Source organism: Variovorax brevis (assembly GCF_030317105.1).
In the GTDB taxonomy this organism is placed as follows: Bacteria; Pseudomonadota; Gammaproteobacteria; order Burkholderiales; family Burkholderiaceae_C; genus Variovorax; species Variovorax brevis.
Genome location: NZ_JASZYG010000004.1, coordinates 683312 through 700881 on the forward strand (window position 1 = coordinate 683312; position 17570 = coordinate 700881).

20 protein-coding genes are annotated in these 17570 nt (G+C 65.5%); 6 read left to right on the top strand and 14 right to left on the bottom strand.

Annotated features, from left to right (window positions below):
• Positions 1-9: 9 nt before the first annotated feature.
• The 6 genes from dgoD to QTI66_RS16025 all read left to right on the top strand — a co-directional run bounded on the left by dgoD (position 10) and on the right by QTI66_RS16025 (position 6600).
• Entirely contained in the window at positions 10-1158 is a 1149-nt protein-coding gene (gene dgoD / locus QTI66_RS16000; protein ID WP_286560777.1) for a galactonate dehydratase, read from the top strand.
• A gap of 52 nt (positions 1159-1210) precedes the next feature.
• A complete protein-coding gene (locus QTI66_RS16005; RefSeq protein WP_286560778.1) occupies positions 1211-2233 on the top strand; it encodes a TRAP transporter substrate-binding protein in 1023 nt (340 codons plus the stop codon).
• 95 nt (positions 2234-2328) lie between these two features.
• Positions 2329-2916 carry a TRAP transporter small permease gene (locus QTI66_RS16010; RefSeq protein WP_286560779.1) on the top strand — a complete coding sequence of 196 codons (588 nt, stop codon included), beginning with the start codon at positions 2329-2331 and terminating at the stop codon, positions 2914-2916.
• Positions 2913-4193, top strand: a complete 1281-nt coding sequence (locus QTI66_RS16015) for a TRAP transporter large permease (RefSeq protein WP_286560780.1) — start codon at positions 2913-2915, stop codon at positions 4191-4193. The genes QTI66_RS16010 and QTI66_RS16015 overlap by 4 nt, the downstream gene beginning before the upstream one ends.
• A 9-nt stretch (positions 4194-4202) precedes the next feature.
• On the top strand, positions 4203-5240 hold the full coding sequence (locus QTI66_RS16020) for an L-idonate 5-dehydrogenase (protein WP_286560781.1): 1038 nt from the start codon (positions 4203-4205) through the stop codon (positions 5238-5240).
• Positions 5241-5538: 298 nt separating this feature from the next.
• Positions 5539-6600, top strand: coding sequence for a class I SAM-dependent methyltransferase (locus QTI66_RS16025; protein WP_286560782.1), 1062 nt, complete (start codon positions 5539-5541; stop codon positions 6598-6600).
• Between the two features lie 27 nt (positions 6601-6627).
• Here QTI66_RS16025 and QTI66_RS16030 read toward each other — a convergent pair whose 3' ends face one another.
• The 14 genes from QTI66_RS16030 to QTI66_RS16095 all read right to left on the bottom strand — a co-directional run bounded on the left by QTI66_RS16030 (position 6628) and on the right by QTI66_RS16095 (position 17558).
• Positions 6628-7893, bottom strand: a complete 1266-nt coding sequence (locus QTI66_RS16030; protein ID WP_286560783.1) for a DUF3443 domain-containing protein — start codon at positions 7891-7893, stop codon at positions 6628-6630.
• On the bottom strand, positions 7877-8332 hold the full coding sequence (locus tag QTI66_RS16035) for a DUF2844 domain-containing protein (protein ID WP_286560784.1): 456 nt from the start codon (positions 8330-8332) through the stop codon (positions 7877-7879). The genes QTI66_RS16030 and QTI66_RS16035 overlap by 17 nt, the downstream gene beginning before the upstream one ends.
• 100 nt (positions 8333-8432) lie before the next feature.
• Positions 8433-8606, bottom strand: coding sequence for a PAAR domain-containing protein (locus QTI66_RS16040; protein ID WP_286560785.1), 174 nt, complete (start codon positions 8604-8606; stop codon positions 8433-8435).
• A 31-nt stretch (positions 8607-8637) separates the two neighbouring features.
• Complete coding sequence (locus tag QTI66_RS16045; RefSeq protein ID WP_286560786.1) at positions 8638-8823, bottom strand: hypothetical protein; 186 nt, start codon at positions 8821-8823, stop codon at positions 8638-8640.
• Positions 8824-9047: 224 nt separating this feature from the next.
• Positions 9048-9353: a hypothetical protein gene (locus tag QTI66_RS16050; protein ID WP_286560787.1), complete on the bottom strand. Its 306-nt coding sequence runs from the start codon at positions 9351-9353 to the stop codon at positions 9048-9050.
• 14 nt (positions 9354-9367) lie between these two features.
• Positions 9368-9700 (bottom strand): hypothetical protein, encoded by a 333-nt coding sequence (locus tag QTI66_RS16055; RefSeq protein WP_286560788.1) that lies wholly within the window; start codon positions 9698-9700, stop codon positions 9368-9370.
• Between the two features lie 2 nt (positions 9701-9702).
• The gene (locus tag QTI66_RS16060; RefSeq protein WP_286560789.1) at positions 9703-10731 is read right to left on the bottom strand and encodes a phospholipase D-like domain-containing protein; all 1029 of its coding nucleotides are present in this window, start codon (positions 10729-10731) and stop codon (positions 9703-9705) included.
• 7 nt (positions 10732-10738) lie between these two features.
• Positions 10739-12532: an ABC transporter ATP-binding protein gene (locus QTI66_RS16065; RefSeq protein ID WP_286560790.1), complete on the bottom strand. Its 1794-nt coding sequence runs from the start codon at positions 12530-12532 to the stop codon at positions 10739-10741.
• Positions 12533-12540: 8 nt separating this feature from the next.
• Positions 12541-12777: a hypothetical protein gene (locus tag QTI66_RS16070; RefSeq protein ID WP_286560791.1), complete on the bottom strand. Its 237-nt coding sequence runs from the start codon at positions 12775-12777 to the stop codon at positions 12541-12543.
• A gap of 29 nt (positions 12778-12806) precedes the next feature.
• Positions 12807-13994 (bottom strand): cation:proton antiporter, encoded by a 1188-nt coding sequence (locus tag QTI66_RS16075; RefSeq protein WP_286560792.1) that lies wholly within the window; start codon positions 13992-13994, stop codon positions 12807-12809.
• 133 nt (positions 13995-14127) lie between these two features.
• Entirely contained in the window at positions 14128-14373 is a 246-nt protein-coding gene (locus QTI66_RS16080) for a hypothetical protein (RefSeq protein WP_286560793.1), read from the bottom strand.
• A gap of 125 nt (positions 14374-14498) precedes the next feature.
• Positions 14499-15167, bottom strand: a complete 669-nt coding sequence (locus QTI66_RS16085) for a nitroreductase (protein ID WP_286560895.1) — start codon at positions 15165-15167, stop codon at positions 14499-14501.
• A gap of 23 nt (positions 15168-15190) precedes the next feature.
• Positions 15191-16744: a class I adenylate-forming enzyme family protein gene (locus QTI66_RS16090; RefSeq protein WP_286560794.1), complete on the bottom strand. Its 1554-nt coding sequence runs from the start codon at positions 16742-16744 to the stop codon at positions 15191-15193.
• A gap of 37 nt (positions 16745-16781) precedes the next feature.
• A complete protein-coding gene (locus QTI66_RS16095; RefSeq protein WP_286560796.1) occupies positions 16782-17558 on the bottom strand; it encodes an SDR family NAD(P)-dependent oxidoreductase in 777 nt (258 codons plus the stop codon).
• Positions 17559-17570: the final 12 nt, after the last annotated feature.

The following is a 17570-nucleotide window of genomic DNA, read 5'->3' on the forward strand; positions in this document are numbered from 1 at the left end:
GGCAAGGCCATGAAGATCACCCGCCTGAGCACCTACCGCGTCGCACCGCGCTGGATGTTCCTGAAGATCGAGACCGACGAAGGCATCACCGGCTGGGGCGAACCGGTCATCGAAGGCCGCGCGCGCACCGTCGAGACCGCGGTGCAGGAGTTCGGCGAGACCTTGATCGGCAAGGACCCGTCGCGAATCAACGACCTGTGGCAGACCATGTACCGCAGCAACTTCTACCGCGGCGGCGCCATCCTGATGAGCGCGATCGCCGGCATCGACCAGGCGCTGTGGGACATCAAGGGCAAGGCGCTGGGCGTGCCGGTGTACGAACTGCTCGGCGGCAAGGTGCGCGACCGCATGAAGGTCTACAGCTGGGTCGGCGGGGACCGGCCTGGCGACATCGTCAACGACATGCGGCGCCTGCTCGAAGGCGGCATCGACACCTTCAAGCTCAATGGCTGCGAAGAGATGGCCGTGCTCGATTCGCCGCGTGCGGTCGATGAAGCCGTGGCCAAGATCGCCGGCGTGCGCGATGCGCTCGGCATGAGCGTGAGCTTCGGGCTGGACTTCCATGGTCGCGTGTCGGCGCCGATGGCCAAGCCTTTGCTTGCGGCGCTGGAGCCCTATCGGCCGCTGTTTGTCGAGGAGCCGGTGCTGGCTGAACAGGCGGAACACTACCCGCGCCTCGCGGCCGCCACGTCGATCCCCCTGGCGGCCGGCGAGCGCATGTATTCGCGCTTCGAGTTCAAGCGCGTGCTGCAGGAAGGCGGCATTGCCATCCTGCAGCCCGATCTCTCGCACGCGGGTGGCATCACCGAGTGCCACAAGATCGCATCGATGGCCGAGGCCTACGACGTGGCCTTTGCGCCCCACTGCCCGCTGGGCCCCGTCGCCCTCGCGGCCTGCCTCCAGGTCGACTTCGTGGCGCACAACGCGGTGCTGCAGGAACAGAGCATGGGCATCCACTACAACCGCGGCGCCGAACTGCTGGACTACGTCATCAACAAGGACGACTTCCGCATCGACGAAGGCCACATCCACGCACTGCCCAAGCCGGGGCTGGGCGTGGAGATCGACGAGGAGCGGGTGATCCACGCCAGCCAGAACCCGCCCGATTGGCACAACCCGGTCTGGCGCCACGCCGATGGCAGCGTCGCCGAGTGGTAGCCGCCTTCAACCCCTTTTTCGCTCTCAACCCACCCGATCCGAGGAGACATCCATGAGCACCCGTCAACGCACCAACACCTTCCACAAGCTCGCGCTGGCGGCCGCCGCCATCTGCCTGGCCAGCGGCACCGCCCTGGCCGAAGTCAAGGCCAAGCTCGGCCACGCCATGCCAGACACCCACCCGCAGGCGGTCGCGATGAAGAAGTTCGCCGAACTGGCCAGCACCTACACCAAGGGCAACGTCAAGATCACGACCTACTCCAGCGCCGTGCTGGGCAGCGACGAGAAGGAGTTGCAGGCGGTGCAGGCCGGCACGCAGGAGTTCTACATCGGCACCCTGGCGCCGCTGTCCACCCGCGTGAAGGAAGTGCAGGTCTGGGACCTGCCCTTCATGTTCCAGAACGACCGCGAGGTCTACGCGGTGCTCGACGGCGCATCGTCCAGGAAGATTTTCGAGAAGATCGAGCCGACCGGGCTGGTGGGCCTGACCTGGACCGGCATGGGCTTTCGCAACCTCTCCAACAGCAAGCACAGCGTCGCGAAGCTGGAAGACGTCAACGGCCTGAAGATCCGCGTGATGGCCAACCCCGTCGCACTGGACACATGGAAGACCGTTGGCGCCAACGCCGTGCCCATGGCCTTTGCGGAAGTCTTCCCTGCCCTTGAGATCAAGGCGCTCGACGGCCAGGAGAACCCCCTTCTGCACATGTACGCCAACAAGATGCAGGAAGTGCAGAAGTACATCTCGGTGACCAACCACGTCTACACGCCGGTGGCGATGGTGGCTTCAAAGAAGTTCTGGGACACCCTTTCGCCGGCCGACAAGGAAGGCATCAAGAAGGCCGCGGTCGAGGCGGGCCTGTACCAGCGCAAGCTCCTGGACGAAGGCAACGCCGAGGTGATCGCCAAGTTCAAGGAGGCCGGCGTCACCGTCAACACCATGAGCCCGGCCGAGCTGGCGCGCATGCAGGAGAAGGTCAAGCCGGTGGTTGCCAAGTTCTCGCCCATCATCGGCGACGAGTTCGTCAAGGGCTTTTACGACGAGATCGCCAAGGCCCGCACCGCGAGCAAGTAATCCGGCCGCCCCACTCGCGCGGCATGCATTGCCGGCGGCAGCAATAGCGTCGCCCGCCGGCCTCCCCTTTTCCACCCCAACCCATTGGGATCCCTATGACAAAGCCACTCAAAGCCCTGGCAGACGCCCTGACGCGCGCGCTGGAGGTCGTCATGGTCCTGTGCATGATCGTGATGCTCGTGATGGTGTTCGGCAACGTCGTGCTGCGGCTGTTCTTCAACACCGGCATCGACCTGTCCGAAGAAATACCGCGCTACGCCTTCGTGTGGATGACCTTCCTGGGCGCCATCGTCGGCATGCGGCGCCGGGCGCACCTGGGGGTGGACATGCTGGTGCAGGCGCTGCCGGTGTTCGGCCGGCGCGTGTGCTGGGGCATCAGCCAGGCCATCATGCTGGTGTGCTGCATCTACATCGTCTACGGCACCTGGTTGCAGCACGACATCATCAAGGAGACCGCCTCGCCGGTGGCCCAGATCAGCACGCTGTGGGTGTTCGGCGTGAGCTACCTCACCGGCACGGCGATCGGCCTGATCTGCCTGTCCAACCTGGTTCGCCTCCTGGTGGGCAAAGTGCCGGACGACGAACTCATCGACGTGAATGAGGAGGGCATGGCCGAGGCGATGGAGGCCGAGCACGAGATGGAAGAGCAGCGCGCCCGCATCGAAGGAGGGCGCAAGCCATGACCATCCTCGTCTTCATCGGGTCCCTGCTGGGGCTCATGGCCCTGAGCATGCCGGTCGCCTTCGCCCTGATCGGCTGCGGGCTGTCGATGATGTTCTACCTGGGCGTCACCGATCCGCAGATCGTGATCCAGAACATGTGGGACGGCGCCAACAGCTTCCCGCTGCTGGCGGTGCCCTTCTTCATGCTGGCCGGCGAGTTCATGAACGCCGGCGGCATGACGCGGCGCATCATCACCATGGCGATGTCCTGGGTCGGCCACATCCGCGGCGGCCTGGGCTACGTGGCGGTGATGGCGGCCATCATCATGGCCTCGCTCTCCGGCTCGGCAGTGGCCGACACGGCGGCGCTGGCCTCGGTGCTGGTGCCGATGATGCGCAATGCCGGCTACGACGTGAACCGTTCCTGCGGCCTGATCGCCTGCGGCGGCATCATCGCGCCGGTGATCCCGCCCTCGATCGGAATGATCCTGTTCGGCGTCACCGGCGGCGTGTCGATCACCAAGCTCTTCATCGCCGGCATCGTGCCTGGCGTGATGATGGGCCTGGCGATCATGCTGGCCTGGCGCTGGTCGATCGGGCGCGATCAGGTCAAGGGCGAACCCAGGCGCAGCATGGCAGAGCGGCGCACCGCCACGCGCGAGGCGCTGTGGGCGCTGGTGCTGCCGATCGTCATCGTCGGCGGCCTCAAGCTGGGCTGGTTCACGCCGACCGAAGCGGCGGTGATCGCGGCCGTCTACTCGCTTTTCGTCGGCCTCGTCGTGTATCGCGAGATCAAGCCGGCCCAGCTCTTTCACCTGTTCTACCGGGCGGCCGAGACCACGGCGGTGATCATGTTCCTGGTGTCGGCCGCGGGCGTTTCGGCCTGGCTGATCACCACCGCGAACATCCCGCAGCAACTGGCCGATCTGGTCGAGCCGCTGATGGGCAACAAGATGTTGCTCACCTTCGCGCTGATGCTGCTGGTGCTGGTGGTCGGCACGGCGCTGGACTTCACGCCGACGGTGCTCATCATGACGCCGGTGCTGATGCCGGTGCTCAAGCAAGCGGGCATCGACCCGGTGTACTTCGGCGTGCTCTTCATCATGAACAACGCGATCGGCCTGGTGACGCCGCCGGTGGGGACCGTGCTCAACGTGGTCTGCGGCGTTGCCAAGATCCCGATGAGCGGCGCGATCAAGGGCGTGATGCCCTTCATGATTGCGCAGACGCTGGTCATGCTGCTGCTGGTGGTCTTCCCCGAGATCGTGATGTGGCCGCTGCGGATGATGACCCGATGAGGAGATGAGATGGAAGCCCTTGTCATCCACGCCCCCGGCGACCTGCGCGTCGAGGAATTTCCAACGGACGAGCTTGGCCCCGGACAGCTGCGCGTGCGCGTGCGCTGCGGCGGCATCTGCGGCTCGGACCTGCACTACTACCAGCACGGCGGCTTCGGCACGGTGCGAATCCAGCAGCCGATGGTGCTCGGCCACGAAGTGGCAGGCGTCATCGAGGCCGTAGGCGAAGGCGTCACGGCCTATGCGCCCGGCGAACGGATCGCGGTGAGCCCCAGCCGGCCCTGCGGCCTGTGCCGCTTCTGCCAGGAGGGCCTGCAGAACCACTGCCTGGACATGCGCTACTACGGCAGCGCCATGCGCAATCCACATGTGCAAGGCGCCTTTCGCCAGCAGATCGTGGTGGACGCGTACCAGGCGCACCGGCTGGCCGACCACCTCACCGACCAGGAAGGCGCGATGGCCGAGCCGCTGTCGGTGGCGCTGCATGGCATCAACCGCGCGGGGCCGCTGCTGGGCAAGAAGGTGCTGGTCACGGGATGTGGCCCGATCGGCGCGCTCGCCATCATCGCGGCGCGGCGCGCGGGTGCCGGGCATATCGTGGCGACCGACATGGGGGCGTATCCATTGAGCAAGGCGCTCAAGGTCGGCGCCGACGAGGTCGTCAACATCGCCGAAGAGCCGGATGGCCTGGCACGCTTTGCGGTGGACAAGGGCCAGTTCGACGTGCTGTTCGAAGCCAGCGGCAACGAGCGTGCGTTGCGTGGCGCCTTCGAGGTGCTGCGACCGCGCGGCATCATCGTCCAGTTGGGCCTCTCGGGCGGCGAGATGACGCTGCCGATCAACGCCATCGTCGCCAAGGAATTCGACCTGCGTGGTGTGTTCCGCTTTCACCAGGAATTTGCGACGGCGGTGGAACTGCTCAACAAGCGCCTGGTCGACGTGAAGCCGCTGATTTCGGCCACGGTCTCCTACCGCGATCCGGCGCGCGCCTTTGCGTTGGCGGCGGACCGGTCGCAGGCGATGAAGGTGCTGTTGAGTTTCGACTGAGGGCAAGCCAACGTCCGGGCCATCGCAAGGCCCTTTTTTTGCGCATCGACGTAACCGTCAGGCGTCAGGGCACGAATTTGAAACGGGACCATCGCAAACAGACCGTTTCAAGGATTGCTCGCAGAGCACCTCCCTCCGGCCTTTTTGCATTGGCCTCGACAAGGTCTCGGACCCTCCGCGGACTCCCCAGGCACGCGACGGATCCTTCGACCGAAAGGGAACTGGAAGTGCAAGTCCCGGCGTGCCGTTGGCCACGCGTTCATGCGCGCGCCGCCACGCCGTCTACAGGAGCGATGCCATGCAGCAGATCGACGAAAACAAGCTCAATGCCCTGCTCGGCAGGATGGTCGAAGAGTTCGGCGCGATGGCCAGTGCGCCACTGGTGATCCTTGGCGACCGGCTCGGGTTGTACAAGGCGATGGCTGGTGCCGGGCCGTTGACGGTCGACCAGTTCAGCGAAAAAACGCATCTCCGATTGCGCTACGCGCTGGAATGGCTCAACGCGCAGGCGGCCAGCGGCTTCGTCGACTACGACCCGAAAGCGCAGACCTACACCTTCTCGCCCGAAGCGGCGTTGGCGCTGGCCGACGACAGCAGCCCGGCCTTCATGGTCGGCGGATTCGAATGCCTGATGTCGATGTTCCTGGACATCGACAAGGTGCAGAAGGCTTTCCGCGATGGCACCGGCCTCGGGTGGCACGAACACCACCCGAGCCTGTTCACCGGCACCGAGCGCTTCTTCCGCGCGGGTTACAACGCGAGCCTGGAACCGAGCTGGATTCCGGCCCTCGACGGCATGAGCGAACGCTTGCAAGCCGGCGCGCGGGTTGCCGACGTGGGCTGCGGCTTTGGCGCGTCGACCATCGTGCTGGCCCAGGCCTATCCGCGTTCGACTTTCATCGGCTACGACTTTCACGAGCCGTCGATCTCGGCGGCACGCGAGCGCGCCGCAGCGGCCGGCGTCGCCGATCGCGTGAGCTTCGAGGTGGCCGGCGCCAAGACCTATCCGGGTCGCGACTTCGACCTGGTGGCGTTTTTCGACTGCCTGCACGACATGGGCGATCCGGTCGGCGCCGCCAGGCACGTGCGCGAGACGCTGGCGCCGAACGGCACGTGGATGATCGTCGAGCCCTTTGCCAACGATCGCCTGGAGGACAACATCAATCCGGTCGGACGCATCTTCTATTCCGCGTCGACGATGATCTGCACGCCTTGCTCGCTGTCGCAGGAAGTGGGCCTCGGGCTCGGCGCGCAAGCCGGCGAGGAACGCCTTGGAAAGGTCGTGCGCGAAGGAGGATTCGGCCGGTTCCGGCGTGCTGCGCAGACGCCGTTCAACCTCGTGTTCGAGGCACGGGCCTAGCAGGCTTGACGCGGGTATCTGGCGTGCTCAGAACCCGACGTACGGCCCCGTCCCCACCGGTGTCGAAGCGCCATCCAGCGCCACGAACACCCTGCGCCCGTAGAAGAACGGCAGGCCCCAGTCGAATCCCGGGTAGCCCTGCAGGGGCGCACCTAAATTCTTGAACGCGCTCGCCGCGCGATTCTTGCTCAGGGCGGTGCTCGCGTTGACGATACTGAAGTCGACGGTGGCGTTCGCACCGTTTGCGCCTTGCACCACCGCGCTGAGCGACTGTGGCGATGCGGGACAGTAAAAGCCGGTTCCACCCACGTTACAGGTGGGAATCTGCGAGGTATTGAAGAAGAAATAGTTGGAACCGCTGTCGATGAAACTGCCGGGATAGCGCTGCCCATTGATGACGGTGGTGAAACCGCCCGTGCCATCGAGGCCGAACGCCTTCGCGCTGCCGGGCGCGTTGTTGTTGCGGGTGCCGATGCCGAACACCAGCAGGCCGGTGACATTGACGTCGCCGCCCGTCGAAATGTCGGGCAGCTGGATCATCACGCCGTTGTTGTCCGACCCAAACAGCGAGACCGGGTGCGTGACCTGTTGTGCCAGAGGAATGGGCGTCGATACGCAGCTGGCGCCGGAGGCGCACGCGTAATAGGTGCCCGGAATGGCGGCGCCCGGGATGGTGGTGTTGGCGCAGTCGCGGCCGCAATCCTGGCGGAACGCGTCCACGCCGAGCAATCCGTTGCCGCCAAAGCTGTCGACGGTGTTCATCGGCCCACCGACGTTGGAGCACGAGGTCGGGATGTTCGGGAAGTCCGGGTCGCCGATCACCTGGATCGGCACCGACGACGCGACCTCCCCTGCCATGCGCACATCGGCCACCTTGACCGAGCCCCATGCGAAGCCGTTCACGAACTGCGCGCACTCCGCGAAAGGCCGGTTCGTCGCATCCAGGCTCTGCTTGAGCGCCTTGCGGTTGTTCAGCGCCGATGCCACGATCCGAAGGCCGGTGGAACCGGTGTCGAGGATCACGTGGTCGATGGTCTGGCACGCGCCGCCGCCCGGAGCGCACACCTGGACGCTGACGAAAGGAACGTTGATCTTGGTGTTGGGCCCGTCGGGGCCGTTGCCCACGGTGATGAGGGCCTCGTTCACACCTTGCGCCGGACCGAGGCTTGCGGAGGGCGGACCGGAAGGCGTGCCGCCGCCCGAGCTGTTTCCGCCACCGCCCCCGCCGCAGGAGGCCAGCGCCAGGGCGCACAGGATGGCGGCAAGGCGCAAGGCGCTAGCGAATGTCTTCAACGCGTGCTCCTTGCGGCATTTGGCCCGGCAGCCAGGCTTGGCCCGAATAGGCACGCATGCGGCCGACCGAATGAACGACCAGTCCGGGCGTCTGCACCGACAGGCTGGAGCGGCCGGCGTTCGCGCCGCTGGACGCCTTCACCATCTCGTCGAAGTGCTCGCCGAGCACTTGCTTGAGGTCTGGCAGGAAGGGCCCCTGCCAGGCGACGGCGAAGACCTTTTGCGTGTCCTGCGCCACGAATTCCCGAAGCACCGTGCCCGATGCCAGCGTGATTTCATGGACGTTCCAGGCGCCCGCTTGTGTGATGCTGCGCGCCCCGTTCAACTGCGCGACGTCGGCGTCCACACTGGATGCGGCGCCTCCCAGGGTGGCGTGGGCACCCAGCGGCAGCGCAGCCGCCAGCAGCGAGAGCAGCGCGCTTCGGCAAAGGGAGGGCATGGCGGATCTCCTTGGATGGCCGGAAAAACTTGCACCGCAGCATTGGAATGCACAAATGCGACCAAGGTTCAATGTCGGCGCCGGTTCCTTCGCAGCGGCATCAGCCGCCGATGGTCACCGTGGGCCAACCCATCGCGATGCTGCCACCGTGGGCCGTAGTGTCGCCCGCGCGCGCCGCAGGGCGGCCACCGATCATCACGGTCGCCGAGCCCTTGACGATCGCGTCGGGTGGGCCCGCGCAAGAAGCGCTGTCGCCAACCACGGCGGCCGGCAACAGGGCATCGGGGTATCCCTGAAGGAGGCGCTCAGTTGATCATCACCATGGCACCCTTGACCACGGTCTGCCCCACGGCCACCAGGCTGATGTCGGTGGAACTGCTGAGGGTGATGCCGTTGGCGTTGAGCTCGACCTTGTTGTCGTTTTGATCGTGCAGCGAGACGGATTTGCCTGCGTCGCTCACCACGACCCTGTTGTTGCCCGGCGTCGTCACCGTGATGCTCTTGCCCTCTTCATCGAACTCGATCCTTGATTTGCAGCGCGTGACGTCATCCTGACGGCCTTGTCATGGCATTCCACCACCCGACATGAGCTGCGCCGTGTCTGGCAGTGCTTCGCCCTCGCTGAGCTCTGTGACCCGGACAACACCTTCAGCATCGGTGAGTGGGGAGTCGGCCATGGGTTCCCTCTGAAATTGGTGCACACGGCGCACCCCGTTCAGCGAGCCCGGATGACCTCGGAAACGGCGCCGTTCGTGTCGACGGTGCAAGCGGCATTGGGGAGTCCGCCGCCCGGGCTGAGGGTGACGATGTAGATGTCATCCTTCATGGTGCCCACATCGCCCAGCGCCTTCACGCCTTCGATGGGCACCTTGTAGTAGCGGGCAACGGCGTCGACGCAGGCGGTGCGTGACCGCTGCGGCGACATGAAGCCGCCGATGAGCGGCGCGGGGGCCTGGTAGTTGGCGCACCCGCTGGCGATGGCGCCCAAGACAACAATGGCTGCGGTGCAATGGTTGCGCATGCTGGCTCCCTGCTTCACTGCCGCGACCCCGCCGCAAAGCAAGTCGACCCGCCCACTTCCGGGCAGATCACGACATAGGTCGTCCGCTTGCCGCAGCCCGCCACGCCGACGGTGTACTCGTCCCGCACCACGCCGCCAAAGCGGAACGATTGCACCACCGGTTGCACCACTTCGCGCGACAGCACTTCACCCTTGGCCGCGGGGCAGTTCATCTCGAACTGGCCGCGTCGCTCGGCCATGCTGATGGCCTCCGGTTGCATCTGGTCGATGAAGGGCGGGCCCGACGCGCAGCCAGCCGCCATCAGCGCTGCCATCGCGGGCAGCAACAGTGTTTGGAACCTCGGCATGTTCACCCTTTCGGTTTGTGATGTTGTTTCTTCCCGGGAACCTGGGTTTGGGTCTTGTCGAGCACCAGCTTGTCCGGATCCAGCGCGCGCTTTTGCAGGTCGTGCAGCAGGCCCGCATCGCTCAGGTCGATGTGGTGCGATGACTCCCAGTCGCGCCGCGCGGTCTCTTCGAGGCGCTGAACCGTGCCGGCGTGGTCCGTCTCGATGGCCAGTTCGCGCCGGCCATCGAAGCTGCCCGGCGCCAGGTTGATGGAGCCGACGATGGCCCGCTTGCCGTCGGCCAGCATCATCTTGGCGTGCAGCTTCAGGTGCTTGAGCGTGTGCACCTTGGCGCCCACGTCCTGCAGGATGCGCAGGCCGCCGACGCCCTCGATCAGCTTGTCGGCCTTCAGCGAGTGCGGCGGCTTGGTCAGGATGTGCACCTTGACGCCGCGCATGCACGCGCGCACCAGCCGCTCGATGATCACCATGTCCTGGTAGCGCTCGTTCTGCACCCACAGCGACTCCGTTGCGCCATCGATGAAAGCCGCGACGCGCTGGCGGCCGTTGTCGGGGCACCAGATCAGCGGCGAGTCGGGGTGCGGGGTGAATTCCTGGTGCGCCCAGTCGGCGTCGAAGCACGCCACCATCTCGCTCGTTTCAAGGCCGTGGGTGGTGATCACGGCGTAGTCGCGCGTTTCCGTCAGGTCCCTGGGCTCCCAGTTGAGCGATTCGACGAAGCCGATGCGGTCATCGACCACCATCGACTTCTGGTGCGTGAGGTCGAACTTCGGATTGCTGTCGCGCACCTCGATGCCGGCGTCCGTCAGCGTCTTGCGCGATGCCTCGTTCTCGACCTCGCCGCTGCGCCGCGCGGGGTTGAGCATCACGCGCACCTTCACGCCCCGCTCCTTGGCCGCCACCACCGCCTTGATGAGCGTTTCGTCAGTAAAGAGGAACATGCGGATGTTCAGCGCCGTCTTCGCCGCGTGGATGGCGTCGACGATGGGTTTGGCCGTGTCGTCGGGCAGGACGATCAACTGATGCGACATGGTGGCCTCACGCGGTTTCGACCACTGGCGTGGCCTGGGTTTCGTACTGGATGCGGTGCAGCTCGGCGTACACGCCGCCCCGCGCAATCAACTCGTCGTTGGAGCCTTCCTCGACCACGTAGCCGTCCTTGAGCACGATGATCTTGTCGGCGTCCTTGATGGTGCTCAGGCGGTGCGCAATCATGATCACGGTGCGGCCCTTCATCAGCCGGGTCAGCCCTTCGATCACGAGCTTTTCGGATTCGGTGTCGAGCGCGGCGGTGGGCTCGTCCAGGATCATGATCGGGCTGTTCCGGATGATGGCGCGCGCAATGCCGATGCGCTGGCGCTGGCCGCCCGACAGCGTGCCGCCGCGCTCACCCACAGCCGAGTCGTAGCCGTGCGGCATGCGGCTGATGAACTCGTCGGCATTCGCGAGCTTGGCGGCTGCCACGATCTCGTCCTTGCTGGCACCGGGCTTGCCGTAGGCGATGTTCTCGCCGATGGTTCCGCGAAACAGCACCGTCTCCTGCAGCACGAAGCCGATCTGCGAGCGCAGGGCGGCCAGCTTGTGCTTGCTGATGTCAACGCCATCGATGAGCACACGGCCGCCGCTCGGGTCGTAGAAGCGCGGCATCAGGCTCACGACGGTCGACTTGCCGCTGCCGGTCGGCCCGACAAAGCCGACGACCTGCCCCGGCTTGATGGAGAAAGACACGTCGCGCAGCACCAGGTCATCCTTGCCGTAGCCGAAGGCGACGTGCTCGAAGGTGATCTCGCCGGCCACCCGGCCGGGGTCCGTCGCATCGGGCACTTCATGAATGATGTCGTCCGCACCGAGGATCTTCTGGATGCGCTCGAGCGCCACGGTCGTCTGCGCGATGGTGCTCGCCATGCTCGCCAGGTCCTTCACGGGCTTGAAGAACTTGTTGAGATAGGCCAGGTACACCGTGAGCGCACCGGCCGTCATGGTGCCCGCGACGATGAGCGCCGTGCCCTTCCACAGCACGATGCCGGTGCAGGCCGCCACCACCACGGCGACGGTCGGCGACAACAGCGACTTGATGCGCCGCGCATGCAGCGCCGCTTCGGTCGATGCGTGGCTCGCCGCCACCATGTGCGCCACCTCCAGGTCCTGGCGGCCGAAGGCCTTCACCGCGCGCACCTGGCCGAGGCCTTCCTGCACCACCGCAACGATCTCGCTCTGGCGTTGCCGCACTTCGCGCGTGACCCCCTGCACCGCCTTCTTGAAGCGAAAGATGAAGAGCAGCAGGAAGGGCATCGCCGCCACCGCGATCAGCGTGAAGTCCCAGTCGAGCCAGATCATCAGGCCCAGCATGAAGATGATGGTCACGATGTCCACGATGATGTCCAGCGTGGACGATGACGTGAAGCTCTGCACTGTGGACACGTCGCTGGTGATGGTCGACATCAGCGTGCCGGTCTTGGCGGTATCGTAGAACGCGAGCGACAGACGGTGCATGTGCTCGTAGATGCGCAGGCGCAGGTCGTTGGCCACCCACTGGCCGATGCTGGTGGTGTAGTAGTTGTCGATGTAGGTCGCAATGCCGCCGATGACGGCGATGGCGAGCGTGGCCAGGCCGGCAAAGAGCGCGACGCCCAGCGTGTGGCGCCCGATGCCCATCTGGTGCGCCCATTCGAGCCACTTCGGCAGGTGGTGGTTGCCCAGCGCATCGTCGAGCACCAGCTTCAACGGCCAGGGTGCCGCAAGGCTCATCACGATCTCGACCATCATCGCCGCGAACACGATCACCAGCCAGGCGCGGTACGGCTTGATGAGGCTGAAGACGAAGCGGGACATGTGTCGCCTCAGTCAGGGCAGGCGTCGCGGGCAGCACGGCAGCGCCCCAGGGCCGCATCGAGTCGCTCCTGGCACCCCTGCTGCGAGGCTTGCTTGCAGAACTGGTAATCGGCATGTGCCGTTTGCTTGCACGTGCTGTACTGGAGTTCGCACGGGGTCTGGCTGCCTCCGTCGCCCTGGGCCGCCGCAAAGCCGGCCATCAGCACAAGGATCAAGGCCAGCATGGAAAGCGCAATGTTTTTCATGGTCCGTTCCTTTCGCAGCGGGGAGGTGTCTATCGTTGATCCACGGTCTGGTCTCCACGGCTGCGTTGCGCCAGGAGTGCGCCGGCAATCGTCGGGAACAGAAGCACGCAAAGAAGGGCCGCGCCGATCAGCGCGGCCGCGACGTCCGAAGTCATCGTCCCCGCGCGTGTGCCGATTTCGGTGATGACCACGATGATCGACAGCGAAGGCACGGCGCAGGACAGCGCAAAGGGCAGCATGTGCCCCCTGTCAAGCTGGCCGCGATAGAGCAGCGCGGGCGCGCCCCGAACGATCAGGAAGAGCACCGCGAAGGCGGGCACCAGAAGCATCGCCGTGCCATCACGCCCGAGCGCGGCGATGTCGAACTTGATGCCGGTGCCGACGAAGAAGAACGGATAGAACCATGCGAAAGACACGGTCTCGATCTTCTCGCGCAAATGCGCACCAGCCGGCCCGCGCGTGGCCTGCCCGAGCACCATGCCGGCCGCGAAGGCGCCGATGATGCTTTCGAATCCGAACTTCGATGCGATCAACAGGAGCGCCGCCAGAATCAGCAGCGAAACGCGCACCGGCATCTGGGTGCTGCGATGCATGTGCCGGCCGAACATGGCCAGCAGCTTCGGCGGCCGTGCACGAATGCCCACGATGGTCGCGGCAACGATGATGCACAGGAAGATCAGCATGAAGCCCGCTTCCTGCAAGCCACTGTATTGGCGCGACAGCAGCAACGACATGGCGACGATGGGCGCCAGCTCTCCGAGCGTTCCTGCCGCCATCGCAAATCGCCCGAAGGGTGTGTCGAGCTGGCCTCCATCGCGAAAAATGGGAACAAGAACGCCCAGCCCGGTCGTGCACAGCGCCAACGCCACCATGAGCGGCGCATTCACGCTCGGCACCGAATGCATCAGAGCCACCAGCACCACGCCCAGAACGACCGAGAGCACCCAGCCCCCGATGGCAAGCGACAGGGGCCGGCCCTTGATGCTGCCGAAATCCAGTTCGATGCCCGCCATGAAAAGCGTGGTCGCCATGCCGAAAGTGAACATCGTCGCGATGAATCCATCGAAATGCGCCAGGCCGAGCACGTGAGGCCCGATGACGATGCCCAGCAAGACTTCCAGCACCACGACCGGCACTGCGAAGCCCAGCGGAATCTCGCCCAGGAGCGGCGCGACCACGGAGGCGACGATGACCCAGAAGACGGGGAGGTGGCTCAAGATGACTCCATGAACTCACTCCCGTCATTGTGGGCGGCGATGCAGCGGGAGGCAAACGCATTTGGGGGATCGCTGTCATCGAACCCGGAGGCAAGACGGGGCAACGCGCTGGAGCCGGACCCAGCGCCGCGCATCACTTGCGAACGACGGCGGCGCCGTTGGGACCTGCGCAGCCCGCGCGGTACACGCCGTTGGCGCAGGTCACCTTTGCGGGCGGGTGATAGACGGGCGGCGGCTTCTTGACCACCGCGGCGCCGTTCGGACCCGCGCAACCGGCGCGATAGACGCCTGCTGCGCACGTGACTGCCCATGAATCCAGTGGCACCAAGGCCAAAAGCGTCAATGCAGCCGTCATGCCGAGAATGTGGCGATGGATCATCTTGACCGTCCTTGCTGGAGGGACCGCCGGGGTGGCGTTCGTCCGGACGTCACTGTCGGTCAATCAGGCCGCAACGCCTATAGGTCCGAGGGGCAATCGGCTTGCCCGAAAGGGAAGTCGCTTCCTCAGCCGAGCGTGTCGGCAAAGCCCTCGAACCGGGTGAAATTGGCCACGGGCTCGCGCTCCGCGCGCAACCGGTTCTCGGGCGCGCCAAGGTCGGCATGGCCCAGCGCCATGCCGCAGACCACCATCATGTGGGCCGGAAGCTCGAGCACTTCGGTCACGACGCCCGGCAGCATGGCCCAAGCCATCTGGGGACAGGTGTCGAGGCCCCGGGCGCGCGCCGCCAGCATGATGTTCTGCATGAACATGCCGTAGTCGACCCAACTTCCGCGGCTCATGCGCCGGTCGACCGTGAAGATCAGCCCGACCGGTGCGTCGAAGAACGTGAAGTTGCGCGCATGCTGGCGCTGCATTGCGGCCTTGTCGCCCCTGACGATGCCGATCGAGGCATAGAGCTCGAAGCCGTTTCGGCGGCGCCGGCCCAGGTAGGGCTCGACGAACTCCTCCGGATAGACGTCGTACTCCGGGCCGTGTTGGTCCGGCTCGTGGTGAAAGGCGTGCATCGCACGGTCGCACAGGGCCTGTCGCTGCGCCCCTGCCAGCACCGTGACGTGCCACGGCTGCGTGTTGGTGCCGCTGGGTGCGCAGGCCGCCAGTTCCAGGATCTCCGCCACCGTCGCCCGCGAGACCGGCGTCGGCAAGAAGGCGCGCACGGAGCGGCGCCCGCGCATCGCCGCATCGACAGCGTCGCTGGTCAGACCGAGCGCCACTCGTTGCCCCAGTACTTGGCGCGGACGTCTTTCTTGAGCAGCTTGCCCACGGCGCTGCGCGGCAGGCTGTCCCAGAATTCGACCGACTTGGGTGCCTTGGTGCTGCCGAGTTGCTCCTTGCACAGCGCGATCAGGTCGGCCTCTTCCAGCGTCTGGCCCTGCTTGAGTTGCACGACCGCCTTGACCGCCTCGCCCCACTTCTCGTCGGGCACGCCGACCACGATGCAGTCGAGCACCGCGGGATGGCCCTGGATGGTCTTCTCGATCTCGACCGGGAAGATGTTGAAGCCGCCCGAGACGATCATGTCCTTCATGCGGTCGACGATGGTGACGAAGCCGCGCTCGTCCACCACGCCCACGTCGCTCGTGTGATGCCAGCCGAAGGTGGAGACTTCGGCCGTTTCGGCGGGCTTCTTGTAGTAGCCCTGCATCGACATCGAAGAGCGCACGACGATCTCGCCGCGCTCACCCGCCGGCAGCAGGTTGCCTTGCGGGTCCATGATGCCGACGCGCACCACGCCGACCGGCTTGCCGGCTGCGCGCACGGCCGCTTCGTCGAAGCTGCCGTCGCTGTTCAGGTAGTCCGACGGGCGCTTGACCAGGATCGGGATCAGCGTTTCCGTCTGGCCGAAGCCTTCGTACATCACCGGGCCGAACACGCGCACCGCTTCCTTGAATTTCTCGGGCGCGATGGGCGCGGCGCCGACGATGAAACACTTCAGCGACGAGAAGTCCGCCGTCCTGGAGCGCGGATGCGCCAGCAAGGCATAGACGGCCGTCGGCGGCAGGAAGAGGTGCGAGACCTTCTCTTTCTCGATGGCGTCGATCACCATGTCGGCATCGAAGCCGGGGAGGATGATCGTCGCGCAACCCCGCACGGCGAGGCCCAGCACGATCAGGCCCGCGGCATGCGTCAGCGGTGCGATCACCAGGTGGCGAGAGTCGGGTGTGGCTTCGAATTCCGTCGCCACGGCCAGGCCCATGATCTCGAGCGTGCGGTGCGTGTGCACTGCGCCTTTGGACGGGCCGGTGGTGCCGCCAGTAGGCTGCAGGAACGCGACCGTCGCAGGGTCTTCCTGCACATTGCGAAAGGGCGTCCAGCAGTCGGCCAGCCATTCGGCCATCGAGATGCCATGCTCCGACGCGCGGTCGATGCAGATGTAGCGCTTCGCCTTCGACAGCTTCGACTTCAGCAAGGGCACGCTGCTCTCGAAATGGCTGTGGAAGAAAACGATGTTCGCGTCGAAGTAGTCCAGCACATCGGCATTGGTCTCGACCGTGTTGCGGATGTGCACCGACAGCCAGGCCATGTCCGCGAGGTTGATGCCCAGGTGCAGCAGCGTGACGCGATGGTCGTTCGGGCTGTAGATCGCCACGTGCGAGCCGGAGCCTGCCTGCTTCTCGCGCGTCAGGGCGTTGGCAATGGCATGCGCGTGCTTTTGCGCCTGCGCGAAATCCATGCGCGTCTCGCCGTCGACAAAGGCGAGGTGGGTCGGGTGCTGCGCGGCGGCGCCGTCGAAGTAGTCTGCAATTCTCATGATCGATGTCTCTCGTTATGGTGATGGGCGAATGGAATCAGCGCGCGCGCATGCGGGCCGCGCCGTCGAGGCGGATCGTCTCGGCGTTGATGTAGGCGTTCTCGACGATGAAGGCGCAGCAGTGCGCAAACTCGCGCATGTCGCCCAGCCGCCGCGGCGCCTGCATCTGTTCCTTCAGCGAGGAAAGAACCTTGTCGTCGAGGCCCGCGACCATCGTGGTCAGGAACAAGCCGGGTGCGATGGCATTCACCCGCACGCCGATGTCGCCAAGCTCGCGCGCCGCCGGCATGTTCATGCCGATGATCGCGGCCTTCGATGCGGCATACGCGCTCTGCCCGACCTGGCCTTCGTAGGCGGCGCCGGACGACACATTGATGACCACGCCACGCTCCTCGCCGACTTCCGCTTCGTTCTTCGCCATCTGCTCGGCGCACTTCGACATCACGTTGAAGACGCCGTTGACGTTGACCGAAGTGATCTGCGCGAAGCGGGCCAGCGGCGCCGCCTTGCCCTCCTTGCCCAGCACCTTGAAGCCCGTGGGAATCGCCGCGCCGTTGATGCAGACGTGAATGGCACCGAAGCGGGCCATGACTGCGTCGATGGCTTTCTGCACCGACTCCTCATTGCTGACATCGGTCTGCACGAACATCGCGTTGTCCGCGCCGAGATCGGCAACGGCCGCGTTGCCGGCGTCGACGCTCAGGTCGAACAGCGCGACGCGCGCGCCCTTTTCCTTGACCATGTAGCCGGCCGTCGCCAGGCCCAGGCCCGATGCGCCGCCGGTGATGACGATGACTTTGTCCTTGATTCGCATGATGTGTCCTGT